11 protein-coding genes are annotated in these 13,866 nt (G+C 46.0%); all 11 read right to left on the minus strand.

Translation table 11 applies throughout. From position 1 onward, the window contains the following. Positions 1-35: 35 nt before the first annotated feature. Positions 36-686: a thiamine phosphate synthase gene (thiE, locus tag ACUXV2_RS10185; RefSeq protein WP_446246893.1), complete on the minus strand. Its 651-nt coding sequence runs from the start codon at positions 684-686 to the stop codon at positions 36-38. Further along, positions 683-1,489: a bifunctional hydroxymethylpyrimidine kinase/phosphomethylpyrimidine kinase gene (gene thiD, locus ACUXV2_RS10190; RefSeq protein ID WP_446246894.1), complete on the minus strand. Its 807-nt coding sequence runs from the start codon at positions 1,487-1,489 to the stop codon at positions 683-685. Before thiD ends, thiE begins: the two co-directional genes overlap by 4 nt. A 14-nt stretch (positions 1,490-1,503) precedes the next feature. Continuing rightward, on the minus strand, positions 1,504-2,298 hold the full coding sequence (gene thiM / locus ACUXV2_RS10195; RefSeq protein WP_446246895.1) for a hydroxyethylthiazole kinase: 795 nt from the start codon (positions 2,296-2,298) through the stop codon (positions 1,504-1,506). A gap of 237 nt (positions 2,299-2,535) precedes the next feature. Continuing rightward, positions 2,536-3,183 carry a pentapeptide repeat-containing protein gene (locus ACUXV2_RS10200; protein WP_446246896.1) on the minus strand — a complete coding sequence of 216 codons (648 nt, stop codon included), beginning with the start codon at positions 3,181-3,183 and terminating at the stop codon, positions 2,536-2,538. 268 nt (positions 3,184-3,451) lie between these two features. After that, the gene (locus ACUXV2_RS10205; protein ID WP_446246897.1) at positions 3,452-5,245 is read right to left on the minus strand and encodes an L-lactate permease; all 1,794 of its coding nucleotides are present in this window, start codon (positions 5,243-5,245) and stop codon (positions 3,452-3,454) included. Between the two features lie 234 nt (positions 5,246-5,479). After that, complete coding sequence (locus tag ACUXV2_RS10210) at positions 5,480-6,253, minus strand: IclR family transcriptional regulator (protein WP_446246898.1); 774 nt, start codon at positions 6,251-6,253, stop codon at positions 5,480-5,482. Between the two features lie 61 nt (positions 6,254-6,314). Then, positions 6,315-7,094 (minus strand): fumarylacetoacetate hydrolase family protein, encoded by a 780-nt coding sequence (locus ACUXV2_RS10215; RefSeq protein WP_446246899.1) that lies wholly within the window; start codon positions 7,092-7,094, stop codon positions 6,315-6,317. 229 nt (positions 7,095-7,323) lie between these two features. After that, positions 7,324-9,504 (minus strand): malate synthase G, encoded by a 2,181-nt coding sequence (locus ACUXV2_RS10220; RefSeq protein ID WP_446246900.1) that lies wholly within the window; start codon positions 9,502-9,504, stop codon positions 7,324-7,326. A 204-nt stretch (positions 9,505-9,708) separates the two neighbouring features. Continuing rightward, the gene (locus ACUXV2_RS10225) at positions 9,709-11,175 is read right to left on the minus strand and encodes an FAD-linked oxidase C-terminal domain-containing protein (RefSeq protein ID WP_446246901.1); all 1,467 of its coding nucleotides are present in this window, start codon (positions 11,173-11,175) and stop codon (positions 9,709-9,711) included. Next, entirely contained in the window at positions 11,175-12,485 is a 1,311-nt protein-coding gene (locus ACUXV2_RS10230; RefSeq protein WP_446247042.1) for a (Fe-S)-binding protein, read from the minus strand. Before ACUXV2_RS10230 ends, ACUXV2_RS10225 begins: the two co-directional genes overlap by 1 nt. A 42-nt stretch (positions 12,486-12,527) precedes the next feature. Then, on the minus strand, positions 12,528-13,835 hold the full coding sequence (locus ACUXV2_RS10235) for an FAD-binding oxidoreductase (RefSeq protein WP_446246902.1): 1,308 nt from the start codon (positions 13,833-13,835) through the stop codon (positions 12,528-12,530). Positions 13,836-13,866 lie beyond the last annotated feature (31 nt).

The following is a 13,866-nucleotide window of genomic DNA, read 5'->3' on the forward strand; positions in this document are numbered from 1 at the left end:
AGCACGTTAACACGCCGTGGGGCTGTCCTCATTCTTTACATTACCGCTCTCTTCAATTCCGACGATGCCTTTTTAACATCATCTGCAGCAGCGATGGCCGAAATCAGGGAGACGCCGTTTGCGCCTGCCTGGATGACGTCCCTGGCGTTGGCTGCGGTGATGCCGCCGATTCCTACGATCGGGATAGTGATACCGTTTTTCCGGAAGTTATCGATGATCGCAAGTCCACTGACAGCGCGTGCATCGTCTTTGGAAATGGTCGGGTAGATCGGTCCGAGTCCGAGGTAATCGGCTCCGTCGCGGATAGCTTTATTTGCCTCTTCAATGGTATGTGCCGACACACCCAATATTTTGTCTCCGGCTCTTTCACGGACAAAGTTTGCCGCAAGATCTTCCTGTCCGACATGTATGCCGTCAGCATCCAATTCTACCGCCAGACCAACGTCGTCATTGACGATGAACGGAATACCAGCGTCCTTGCAGACTCTGAATAGCTTTTGGGCTAGTCGTGCTTTTTCCCTTCCCTCCAAAGCGCCAGGACCCTTTTCGCGAAATTGAAACAGGGTGATGCCACCTTCAATTGCCTGTTGGAGGACATATTCGGGATCTTTCTTGCAATTCGTGCTTCCCATGATGAAATAAAGCTGGAGGAGTTCCTCGATCTCATTTCTTTGAAACTTCGTCATCTTTTCTCCCCCCGCTTGTTGTATGCCCAATGATTAGTAGGACCGTGACCTTCTCCGATTCCAAGTCCGTCCTCAATGGCAGCGCGGATAAATTCTTTTGCTGTCACGACCGCATCTCTCATCGTTAAACCGTTTGCAAGTTGGGCAGTGATGGCTGCAGAAAATGTGCACCCGGTCCCGTGGGTATGGGGGGTGTCGATTCTCGGGGAAACCAGTTCTTCGAAGCTTTTCCCATCATAGAATAGATCGACCACTTCCCCGTCATCGGCATGCCCGCCTTTGATGACGACGGATTTCGCCCCCATTTCCAGAAGAATTCGTGAAGCTTCCCTTCGATCATCCAATGATGTGATTTTCAAATCCGTCAATACTTCTGCTTCCGGTATATTCGGAGTGATGACGGCTGTCAGGGGGATCAGCTTTTCTTTCATAGCCCTGACTGCTTCATCTTGCAAGAGCTTCGCCCCACCCTTTGCAATCATAACGGGGTCGACGACTACGTTCTTCCATCCATAATGGTGAATGCGCTCGCTGACCGCTTCAATCACTTCACTCGAAAAAAGCATACCCGTCTTAAGGGCGTCTGTCCCTAAATCTTCTCCGATTGCATCAATTTGCTTCACAATACCTTCAATGCTTACAGGATATACACCATGTACACCTAATGTATTTTGTGCCGTCACTGCAGTGATCGCTGACATTCCATACGCGCCAAGTTCCTGGAAAGTCTTGAGGTCAGCCTGGATACCGGCACCGCCGCCGCTGTCCGATCCGGCAATCGTTAGTGCTTTATTTACAGTCATGTTCAAACCCGCCTTTATTTGTTTATGGGATCTATTTTAGCAAATTCTTCGTCGTTTTCACTAATTTTTGAAAGCTGATTAAGCAGCTCGATTTGAAAGCTGCCCGGTCCTTTTTCTGCTGTTGTTGCGGCAGCTTTTTCAGCTGCAATTCCATAGGCGGATACAGCTGTTGTCGCAGCTTTCACCAAATCTTTTTCAATCGCTGCAAAGGACCCGATGATTGATGATAATAGACAGCCGGTACCTGTGACTTTCGTTAATAACGGATGACCGTTCGCCACTTCATTGGTCTTCGTACCGTTGGAGATGACATCCCGTTCACCTGTGATCACAACCGTGCAGTCAAATTGATTTGCCACTTTCTCAGCAAGCTCAAGTGTGCTGCCATTTCCAGAACCGGCATCGACACCTTTGATCGCCCAGTTATCACCTGCAACATTGGCCACTTCGGCTGCATTGCCCCTTATTATTGACACCATTACTTCCTGTAGGATTTTCTTGGACATTTCCGTCCTGAACGCTGTTGCGCCTGCTCCCACCGGGTCGAGCACCACCGGAACACCTTGTTCATTGGCAGCTTTCCCTGCAATGATCATTGCCTCAACCTCATCATGAGACAACGTCCCGATATTCAATACGAGCGCACCCGAGATTCTTGCCATATCCGCCACTTCTTCCCTGGCATAAGCCATCACAGGAGATGCCCCGAGCGATAGCAGCCCATTTGCGGTGAAATTCGTCACCACGACATTTGTAATATTATGTACGAGCGGATTTTTCTCTCTCAATTTAGTCACCAATTCAAACATAAACGACACCCTCCCGAAAGTGTTATCCTATTTCATCACCATTTTACCACTTCATCTCTCTAGAAGCCCGTCCCAGAGTCCGTTAATGCGTATTGCACTTTAGGATGGGTCTGTCCATACGATAGCCAGGCTAGGGGATTTTACAGTATAACGCAACACCCTTGTATACAATGGATATGACGGGAAACATGCACAGAAGTATGTCTTATTCTACTAAAACAAAGGAAAGGGTATGATTCAATCTTTCACATTTAAACCCAGCAGAGAGGCAAAGGAGACAGCCTGCTGAGGAGATACGGTACATCCTCTCAGGTTATCAGCTTCTACGTTGATCTTCTCAAAGAAGCTTGAACTGATATCGATCCCTTTCAGATTGGTAACCGTAAAATCGATGTCGTTCAAATCACATTGATCAAATGAAGTTTTCTCCATGATGCTTTGAAAGAAATTTGCACTGTTTAAAGTAGATTTCTCAAACAGGACCTGTTTTAGCTTCGCCTCTATGAAACTACTGATGTTCAGGATGCAATTCTCAAACGTGACATTTTTCAAGTTTGCTTGTGAAAGGTCGAGCCCAAGCAGTTTGCAGTCCTTGAATGTCACCCTATGAATGATTGCTTCTTCAAAACGACTGTTGGACAGATCACAGTTATCAAAGACCACATCCGTCATATCCGCTTTACGGAAAGACGAATTCAAAAGCCTTACACCCTTGAAATATACGCTTGACAGATTCAGCTTTTCCACGCTTTCCCCTTCTACAAATGCATTCCTGACCTCACAATCGATCAAGAAAGGGTCTTCTTCATAATAAACTTCTTCAAATGCAGCCTTTTTCAAATTTGGTTTTAATTTTGGCTTTTCTAGTTTAAATCGATTCGTCATAGTTCCTCTCTTCCTTTCATGCTATTCCAAGCATCATATAACGTATTGTAGGAAAAGAAAAAATCGAATATAAGACTTTCATTTAGAGTGAGACTCTGCTACTCATTGATACCACGCGGCTTAAGCAGCTAAAAAAAGTCCCGTCCCAGGTTTGGGACAGGACGTAAATAGAATGAAAATAAAAACCACCAGCCCTTTTAATCTTGGTCTTTGGACTGGTGGTTTCTTCTGATCTATGCAATCATGGTGTATTCACCTTATATAAGCATTAACCCTGCTTCACCTTTGGACTGCCTATATCTTTTGTATGCAGTAAATTACTGCGCTTGTTGTTCGTTGCAATAATGTACATAGCTGCAATCGCAATGGCCGCAACGATGAAAGAACCAAGGTTGAAAATTCCCTTTTGAGAGTACCAGACGATTGAATAGCCCAGTGACCCTGCAAACAGTGCATAGTAGGCAAACGGAAGAAGCGTTTTTCGAATGACAGTCCCTTCTTTCCCTACCAATCCTACTACTGCAGATGCAGCAACGACATTATGAACGCAAATCATGTTCCCAGCTGCCCCGCCGACTGCCTGCAAAGCAACGATCCAAGTAGCGTCTACACCGATTTGGGAACCTACATCATATTGGAAAAGGGAAAACATCATGTTACTTACGGTGTTACTTCCTGCAATGAATGCACCAATACCACCAATGAAGGTCGAAAAGATCGGCCAATACTCTCCGGCTAAGGCTGCAACTCCATTAGCTAATTCAATCGGCATTTTTTCAAATCCGGCTGCCCCTCCTCCGGTGTTCAAAAACACTTGAACCATCGGAACAGTAAAGACAAGAGCTGTCGATGCAGCAATCATCGTTTTACCGGACTGTGCCCACGCCCTCTTGTATGCGCTTCCATTCATTCCATGGAGAAAGAATGTAATTAACGACACTGCGATGAAAATGGTGCCCGGTAAATACAAAGGCTGGAAGCTCGAGCTGATATCCGTACCGAAAATGTTTGGAAGCGTTACTTTCCACGCTTGCATCCATTCTAAAAATGGAAGCGATTTTAATCTGGTCAATACTAAAAACAGTCCCACGAGAATGTATGGTGTCCATGCACGGACCATGCTCATGCTTCCGCTTTTATGGGCGATGTCCTTGATTTGAAGCTTACCGCTCCATTCAGGATCCCATTTAGACTTATCCTCAAAATCCCATACTTCTTCTTTGGGAGGCATAAGAAATCCTTTTTTTGCAGCAGTGATCACAATTGCCAGACCGACTAGACCACCGATCATGGATGGGAATTCCGGCCCCAGTACATTTGCAACAATCAGATACGGAATTGTCATCGCAAAGGCTGCGAAAATAGCAAACTTCCATACTTTGATTCCTTCTGAGAACGATTTGTTTTTCCCAAAAAATCTTGTCATTAATGCAACCACAAACAGTGGGATGAGTGTCCCCGTGACCATGTGCAGCAATGCTACCTTTGTCCCGATATCGGTTACAAAGGCCAGTAAATTGGAAGTGATGCCTGCATCAGCCGACAAACCTGTTTGGACCCCAACCAGGATCGGTGTACCAACGGCGCCGAATGATACCGGTGTACTTTGAATGACCATCCCTGCAATAACGGCTGCCATCGCCGGGAAGCCGAGACCAACGAGCAGCGGAACTGCCACTGCGGCAGGTGTTCCAAATCCTGCAGATCCCTCAATGAATGAACCAAACAGCCAAGCAATGATAATGACTTGAATCCTTCTGTCTGCCGAGATGTCAGTAAAGCCCTGACGAATCGTCTTGATGCCTCCGCTCTCCTGCAGCGTGTTCAATAACAGGATTGCTCCAAAGATGATGTACAAGAGAGTCCCCGCGACAACCAGTCCGTTCACAGAGGCAGCCGCCACATTGGCTCCTGGAACTTTCCATACAAATAATGCAAGCCCGACTGCGACTATGTAAGAAATGGGCATTGCTTTACTTGCCGGCCATCTGAGGCCAACTAGGAAAATACCTACTGCCAGAATGGGTAAAAGAGATAAAATTGCCAACATACCAGTACTCATGAAACGTTTCCCCTTTCCGTTTTGTAATACCAAACACCGTTTCTAAAAAACTGCATACTAAGCAACACTGTTATATAACCAATTGACTTGTTGTTATATAACATTACGGAATCCTATATAAAATTATACATACATTCTGGCTTGTTTCAATTACTTTTTAGAAAATTTATAATTTTTAAACAAAAAAGCTCTATTTTGCCTTCAATGGAAAAATAGAGCTTTCTCTCACATCATTTATTTGGTATGAACATGTCCAAGCCTTGCTGAAATCTGCTTTGCAATCTGCGGAATCCTCACTTTCAATTCCTCCATCCGCTCTCCCGACATACGCATTGTTGGACCGGAAATACTGAGTGCCGCAACCACTTTCTCCAGATGATCGAAAATCGGAGCTGCGATACAGGTAATTCCATACTCGTTTTCCTCAAGATCAAGCGCATATCCTTTTTGCTTCACACCGATCAATTCCTTAAGGAAACGATCTTTATCAGTGATCGTTTGATCGGTATGCATCGGCATCCCTTTTCGATCAAGGATTTCGATGACATCATTAGCAGGGAGATGGGCGAGGATCGCTTTCCCTACTGATGTACAGTGCATGGGAGCACGTTTCCCCACTTTTGAGTGCATCCTCAGCACTTCATTTCCTTCAAGTTTCTCGATATAGACCACTTCGCCTTGATCATACACAACGAGATGGATGACTTCATTTGTCTCTTCTTCCAACTCCAGTAAGAAAGGCTTCGCCTCCTCGCGCAGATCAATCGATTCCAGCAGCTTTGAGCTGATTTCAAGGAATTTATACCCTAGCTTATATCGACCTGTCAATTCATCCTGTTCAATGAACCCGTACAGAACGAGAGTCGATAATATCCGGTAAACAGAGCTTTTATTGATATCGATCTGATTTGCGATTTCCGTTACACCCAGGCCTCCCTTCTTCATGCTGATGAGCTGGATGATATCCAGTGCCCGGCTTACGGATTTGACCATATTTTCTCTTTCCACAACTTTCACCTCTGCTGACAAAACATCTTGCTTTCCATTATATCACAAGAAATTCGGGCGATTATTTGACTTCAACCCTCTTCCCGACTGCCGCAAATTTATTCTTCAACGTGCCGATCTCCTTAATTTCACATTCAATCACGTCTCCCGCTCCAACCATCTCAGCACCTGCAGGACTTCCGGTTAAAATGACATCACCCGGCTTCAAGGTCATCACCCTCGTCAGATACGATATCATCTCCCGGATAGGCACGATCATCAATGAAGTCGGACTATTTTGCTTGTCCTTTCCATTCAGTCTCGCTTCAACACTGATGTTAAAGGGATCCAATTCTGTTTCGATCACAGGTCCCAATGGTGTAAACGTATCGAATGACTTCCCAACCGTCCAGTGCCCGGCTTCGTGGAAATATTGTGGAGCGGTGACATCATTTCCGACTGTGTAACCGAATACGTATTCCAGGATATCTTCTTCGGACACATTTTTCGCTTCCTTTCCGATCACGACAGCGAGTTCAGATTCAAATTTTACAGAGTCAATGTTTTCCGGGATGACAATGTTTTCATCCGGTCCGATAACCGAAGAGGTCGGCTTGAAGAAGAACACCGGAATTTCCGGTAAGGCATCAGGCAGATCATCCGGTGTAGATACAAAATTTGCACCTATGCCGATGATTTGATTGGGTTCGAGTGGTGCGAGCAGCTTGACTTCAGCTGCTTCATAGATATTGCCTGTATATTCCCATCCTGAAAAAATGTCCCCCGTGATTTGTTTGATGCTGCTGCCATCGAGTACGCCGGCAGATTCTTCATTCCCAATTTGGAATCTAGCGAATTTCATTGTGTGTTCTCCTTTCAGTATGTCTTTTTTTAAAATACGGTCGTTTTCGTGAAATTCATGCAATTTTTCTTTACCCAGGCAACTTTATCGTCGTTTCTTGGGGCTAGGATCGAATTCGCAAATTCACAAGCGAATGACTCCTTGTAATAGATAAAATCCACATTTGACGGTCACAGTCCATCTAAAAAACAGGGCATTCCCCAAAACGGAATGCCCGATATTAAAATCCTTATTCTTGATTCACTGGATATTTCGCCTTAGCCTCGATCCTTCTACGGTGTAAAATCGGTTCCGTGTAGCCGTTCGGCTGATCGTATCCTTTAAACACAAGATCACATGTCGCTTGGAAGGCAATGGAGTTATCATAGTCTTCAGCCATAGGGCGGTATAAAGGATCGCCTGCGTTCTGTTCATCGACGACTTTCGCCATCCGCTTCAGCGTTTCCATTACCTGCTCTTCTGTACAGATGCCGTGGTGCAGCCAGTTTGCCATATGCTGACTGGAGATACGCAGCGTGGCCCTGTCCTCCATGAGACCTACGTTATTAATATCAGGCACCTTCGAACAGCCCACCCCTTGTTCAACCCAGCGGACAACATAGCCAAGGATCCCTTGTGCATTATTGTCAAGCTCCTGCTGGATTTCTTCAGACGACCAGGCGGGATTCTCCGCTACAGGAATCGTTAAAATATCATCCTGAAGTTCGGCAGCTGTCTCTGCCAGCTGTTCCTGTACAGCAGGTACGAATACTTCATGATAGTGAAGTGCATGAAGTGTTGCTGCAGTCGGTGAAGGCACCCATGCCGTGTTGGCTCCTGCCTGGAGATGGCCAATCTTTTGCTGCATCATATCGGCCATTCTATCAGGCATAGCCCACATGCCTTTCCCGATTTGTGCGCGGCCCTGGAACCCTGCAGAAAGACCGACCTGTACATTTGACTTCTCATAGCCTTGAAGCCAATTTGTAGCTTTCATATCATTTTTGCGGACCATCGGGCCAGCTTCCATGGATGTATGCATTTCATCACCGGTGCGATCTAGGAAGCCGGTGTTGATGAAGACGATCCGCTCCTTCACCTTACTGATGCAGTTCTTAAGATTCAGCGTCGTTCTCCGTTCTTCATCCATGACACCGATCTTTAGCGTATTTCGTTTTAAATCCAGCAAATCCTCCACCCGGTTGAAGAGTTCATTGGCAAAACCTACTTCTTCTGAACCGTGCATTTTCGGTTTCACGATATAGACGGACCCTTTGGAAGTATTTTGATAGCTGCCCGTTCCGCGAAGGGTGTGTTTGGCTATTAAACTCGTAATCACAGTATCTAGTATTCCTTCATGTACTTCGTTTCCTTCTTGATCCAATACTGCACTGTTTGTCATGAGATGGCCGACATTCCGTACAAACATGAGTGAGCGGCCGGATAATGTGAATTCTTTACCATCAGGTGATGTATATGTCCGGTCGGAATTCAATGTCCGTGTCATTGTCTTCCCTGCTTTTTCTAAAACTGCAGCCAGATCTCCCTTCATTAGGCCAAGCCAATTGCGGTACACAAGAATTTTATCCTCAGCATCGACGGCAGCTACCGAATCCTCACAGTCCATGATGGTCGTAACGGCTGATTCCAGCACGATATCCTTAATATTGGCGTCATCCGATGCACCAATCGGATGTTTTTCGTCAAACTGAATTTCAATATGAAGGCGGTTATTCTTCAATAGGACGGATTCCGGATCGGATGCCTCACCCTGATAGCCTCCAAACTTAGATTCTTCTTCCAGTGCTGCCGTTTTTCCGTTCGATAGTGTTACGACTAACCTTCCATTCACGACTTCATATTTCAATGCTTCTTTATGGGAAGCGTCCTTCAAAGGAACCGCTTGGTCCAAGAAATTCCTTCCAAAATCGATGACCTTTTCACCTCGGACTGGATTGTAGGCACCCTTACGGCCGGCACCGCCTTCTTCACTGATCGCGTCAGTTCCATAAAGGGCATCATACAGGCTTCCCCATCGAGCATTGGCAGCGTTTATTGCATACCTTGCATTATTTACAGGAACGACTAGCTGCGGACCAGCCTGAAGAGCCACTTCTTCATCGACGTTTTCAGTTGTCACGCTAAAATCTTCAGCTTCCTGTTCTAAGTAACCGATTTCATTAAGGAACGACTTATATCCATTAAAATCGAACTCTTTATTCTCCTTATGCCAGTTGTTGAGCTTTTCCTGAATCTCATCACGCTTGCCCAGCAGTGCTTTGTTTTTAGGTGTCAGGTCCTGCACCAGTTCACCGAACCCAGACCAGAACGCCTCCCTTTCAAGTCCGGTTCCTGGAAGGACTTCGGAATTGATAAATTCATATAACAGTTGATCTACCTTAAGGGATCCTGCATTTTCATAATGACTCATTATTCGATTCCTCCTAATTTGAGAAACGCCTTGTTTCTTATTACAAAACAACGTTTCGTATTTGTTAACAAAATAATATCATGTTCAAGAATTGCATTCAATTAATTTTCAAATAATTCCGCATTTTATCTAAGGTTTTCTTGAAAGTGATGATCCGTGTTGAGGGATGATTTTCAATGGATGAAAAACTAAGGATTGACTAAACTACAAGATTACCGTTTCCTGCTGAGCTTTCAATTCCTTCTTTATTTCAACACAGCGCCCAGGGCTTGGAAACAGTTTACCCGCGTTCAGCAGATTGTCAGGGTTGAAGACTTCCCTTATATTGCTTTGGGCAATGATCTCCTCATCATTAAATACAAAGCGCATCTCTTCTTTCTTCTCAATACCGACTCCATGCTCACCGGTAATCGTGCCGCCAGCATCTGCACATGCCTTCAAGCATTCGCTTCCTGCTTTCAATGCCTTTTCCGTTTCACCCGGGATCCTAGCGTCAAATAGGACTAGCGGATGCAGGTTTCCATCCCCTGCGTGAAAAATATTGGCAATCCGCAATCCGTATTCGGCACTGATCTCATTGATTCTCTTTAACACTTCAGGCAGCTTGCTCCGCGGTATGACACCGTCCTGGACGAGATAGTCGGGAGAGATCGCCCCCATAGCGCCGAATCCTGTCTTTCGGTTGGCCCACCATCTCCCTCTTTCAAGATCATCCTTAGCCACCTTCACTTCACGTACGTTCCTCGCTTTGCACACCTCTAAAATCTGATTGATCTGGTCATCTATTCCTGCGGATATCCCGTCAACTTCAATCAACAGCAGTGCTTCAATATCTTTTGGGTGTCCTACTGGAAAAGCCGCTTCCTCGACCCCTTCAATCGCGATCCCATCCATCATTTCGAGAGCAGCAGGAACAATCCCCCTTGAGATGATATCAGAAACAGCCTGACTGCCATCTTCAACACGGTCAAAATACGCTAGCACCGTCTGTTTCGCCTCTGGATTTTTCAAGATTCTCACAGTGATTTTCGTGACAATCCCCAAGGTCCCTTCAGATCCAGTCAAAAGCCCCAGTAAGTCATACCCCGGGGCATCAGGAATCCCGTTTTGACCTATTTCAATGATTGCCCCGTTAGGAAGCACCACTTCGAGTCCCAGAATGTGGTTAGTGGTGACACCATATTTTAAACAATGGGCGCCGCCTGCATTCTCCGCTACGTTTCCGCCGATCGTACAACAATATTGACTGGAAGGATCCGGTGCATAATAATAGCCTCTGTCAGAAATTGAGTTTGTCAGTTTAAGATTTACAAAGCCGGGCTCTACGACCGCTCGGCGATTTTCCAGGTCGACACTTAAGAGCCGTTTCATTCGGACAAGGCTGATGATGACCTCCCCGTTGATGGGGATCGCTCCTCCTGATAGACCGGTACCTGCACCTCTGGCCAGGAAAGGGAGCCCATTTTCTGAACAATATTTAACCAGCTTAGACACTTCTTCAGTGTTCTTTGGAAAAACAACGGCTTTCGGCAGATGTTTATGAAGGGTAAACCCGTCGCAGTCATAGGCAATCAGATCCTCTTTGTGATAAAGGATGCTATTCGTGCCGCTTACCAGCCTGGCAAGACCGTTGATATGCGGGTCCTTCGTTTTAAGCTTTTTCATACCCATCATTTCCCCTCCTTTTGCTGATCCTCTTTTTGATATGCCCAGTCAAGCAGCTGTACAGTATGAACGACCTTTTGATTCTTCCCGTACTTCTTCACCCCTATTGCCATTTGAAGCATGCATCCCGGATTCCCCATCGAAATCATTTCGACGTCCTCGGGGACATTCTGCATCTTGCTTTCCAGGACTGCACCAGCCATTTCAGGATTGGTGATATTGTAAATCCCGGCACTGCCGCAGCAGCGATCTGAGTTTGGCATATGGACCATTTCGACACCAGGGATATTCAAAAGGAGATCCCGAGGCTCTTCGCGGACACCTTGACCATGCGCCAAGTGACAGGCATCGTGATACGTAATCCGTGTGTTCATTTCAGCATCAGGGATTTTATAGCCCGTATCATGGAGGTATTTGGAAATGTCGTCGACTTTGTCTGCAAATACTTCAGCTTTCGCTTTCCATTCCGGATCCTCATGGAATAATTCCGGATAGTCCTTCAGCATACATCCGCAGCCAGCCGCGTTTACAATGACCTTTTCACTATCTTCGAAAGCTTCAATGTTTTTCTTGGCGAGCTTCCTTCCCATTTCTCTGTCGCCTGAATGAACATGCAGGGCACCACAGCAAGTCTGATCTTTGGGAATGACGACATCATTGCCGTTTCTAGTCAACACGTTTATTGTCGCGTCATTGATCTCTCCGAACATCACATCCATGACACAGCCGGCTAGGAAAGATACTTCATGTTTCGTTTCACCTTTCGCTTTAATGACAACTTCATTCTTATATTTTTGACGGACGGATTGTTTGATCTCCGGCATGACTGCTTCCATTTCCACCAGATGCTTCGGCATCACATTGATGAGTCCGGTCTTGCGAACCAGCCCCTGTGCACCGCTTTTCTGGTAAAACTTGAGCATTCCGCCTAACGCATTCAATCTGTTGGGATGCGGGAACAATCCTTCGAGAAACGTCTTGCTTACCACCCCTTTCCATCCTTTCAGAGGCATCGCCTGACGGATTTGGCCGCGAGCTTCTTCAATCAATCCGCCCACATCGACATCGGCAGGACATGCAGTCGTACAGGCTCGGCAATCGAGACATGCATAAACGGGGTCCATGAATTGCTCATTCACTTCAAGCTTTCCTTCGGCAACCGACTTGATCAAATGGACCCGACCGCGGGGCGAATGCTGTTCCTGTCCCGTGAGTTCATACGTCGGGCATGATTCCAGGCACATTCCGCAGTGGACACAGTCTGCCCATTTTTTCTCGTCCGGTTTGTCACTCCATAAATAGTTGCTTAAACTCATGTCTGAACAGGGCGGCGTCTTCTTAAGCTCTTTTACACTCACTTAGATCCCTCCTACAAATCGTTTGTGGTTCAATACTGAGTTCGGGTCTATTGTTGCTTTGATACCTTGGAGTAAAAAGAAATATGATGGGTCATCTCCCCATACCTTTATTTGCTGACGCTCTAAATACGGCAGGCTTTTGATAATCACATACCCCCCTCGTTTCATGACCGATGCCCTCAATTCATGAATGGATGAGAGTACATCCTCTCCAGCTCCTGTCATATGCACAAAGCATAACCCATGCCCAAGTGCTCCGTGTGCATCGCTTTTAACTTGATAACAATCTTTGAGCCGTTCCACTTCATATAAAACATGGAGCACATCGAGATTGACCACACCGATTTTCAAAATGGCACTTATTTCTCCTTTTGTATCACAGGCTGAGCCGAGTTTAGAGAAATCATCCCAAAATTGATGGGCTTTACTCTCGTCGTAAATGACCATTTCACTTCCCTCAGGTTTCATTTTACGAACCATTTCCACCTGGTAGCATACAGAGCTTTCCATATCCTCAAAGCTCATCGCGACAGTATAGTGTTTTACACCAGCCAGTTTTTCAGCGAGCGCAGGATTAAGAAGCTCGATTGAAGTCGGTTCGATTGTTGAATCCAGGATTTCTGTGGCAAATGATCGAATCCTCGAAGGTTCACCACCCGGAAAGGACACGAGCACCAGATTTTCACTCTTAGAAATCGGCCGGAGCTTAAGTGTCACTTCAGTTATGACACCAAGCGTCCCCATCGAGCCGATGAATAATTTGTTCATGTCGTAACCGGCCACATTTTTCACTACCTTCCCGCCGGACCGGATGATGGTCCCATCCGGATAGACGACGCGGAGTCCGATGACATTATCCCTTGCAGACCCATAACCCATTCGTTTGGGACCGCTTTCATTCGCTGCAATGATTCCACCGATGGTTGCCTGATCCGGCCAGGATGGGTCAAGTGCAATCTTCTGCCCGTGGTTCGCGAGATACGTTTGAAGCTCCTTGAAAGTCGTGCCCGCTTTTACCGTCATTGTCAGATCACCTGTTGCGTGCTCGACCACACCTTTATAATGTGCTAATGAAAGAACCAAGTCCGCGGATTCAATCAGACCGCCGAATCCCCTCTTTGTACCTCGACCTTCCACAATCACTTTCTTTCCATTCTCGTTCGCATATTTTAATAGTGATGCAATCTCTTCTTCTGACGATGGATACACGATAAGACTTCCGCCATTACCCAAGTGGTCAATTTTCCCGTCTTTAATCCGTTCCTCGGGCACTGCATGTTTTAATTCTGTTAAAAGTTCAGTCAGCATTGAAAACACCTCTCGTTTCGTAATAAGAAAC

The organism is Rossellomorea sp. NS-SX7 (assembly GCF_052828565.1).

What these genes read in the sequence shown, in the direction of transcription:
- thiD (WP_446246894.1), bottom strand. Translation starts at nt 1,489, where the DNA reads ATGACTGTAAATAAAGCACTAACGATTGCCGGATCGGACAGCGGCGGC.
- ACUXV2_RS10215 (WP_446246899.1), bottom strand. Translation starts at nt 7,094, where the DNA reads ATGAAATTCGCTAGATTCCAAATTGGGAATGAAGAATCTGCCGGCGTA.
- thiE (WP_446246893.1), bottom strand. Translation starts at nt 686, where the DNA reads ATGACGAAGTTTCAAAGAAATGAGATCGAGGAACTCCTCCAGCTTTAT.
- thiM (WP_446246895.1), bottom strand. Translation starts at nt 2,298, where the DNA reads ATGTTTGAATTGGTGACTAAATTGAGAGAGAAAAATCCGCTCGTACAT.
- ACUXV2_RS10235 (WP_446246902.1), bottom strand. Translation starts at nt 13,835, where the DNA reads ATGCTGACTGAACTTTTAACAGAATTAAAACATGCAGTGCCCGAGGAA.
- ACUXV2_RS10205 (WP_446246897.1), bottom strand. Translation starts at nt 5,245, where the DNA reads ATGAGTACTGGTATGTTGGCAATTTTATCTCTTTTACCCATTCTGGCA.
- ACUXV2_RS10220 (WP_446246900.1), bottom strand. Translation starts at nt 9,504, where the DNA reads ATGAGTCATTATGAAAATGCAGGATCCCTTAAGGTAGATCAACTGTTA.
- ACUXV2_RS10230 (WP_446247042.1), bottom strand. Translation starts at nt 12,485, where the DNA reads ATGAGTTTAAGCAACTATTTATGGAGTGACAAACCGGACGAGAAAAAA.
- ACUXV2_RS10200 (WP_446246896.1), bottom strand. Translation starts at nt 3,183, where the DNA reads ATGACGAATCGATTTAAACTAGAAAAGCCAAAATTAAAACCAAATTTG.
- ACUXV2_RS10225 (WP_446246901.1), bottom strand. Translation starts at nt 11,175, where the DNA reads ATGGGTATGAAAAAGCTTAAAACGAAGGACCCGCATATCAACGGTCTT.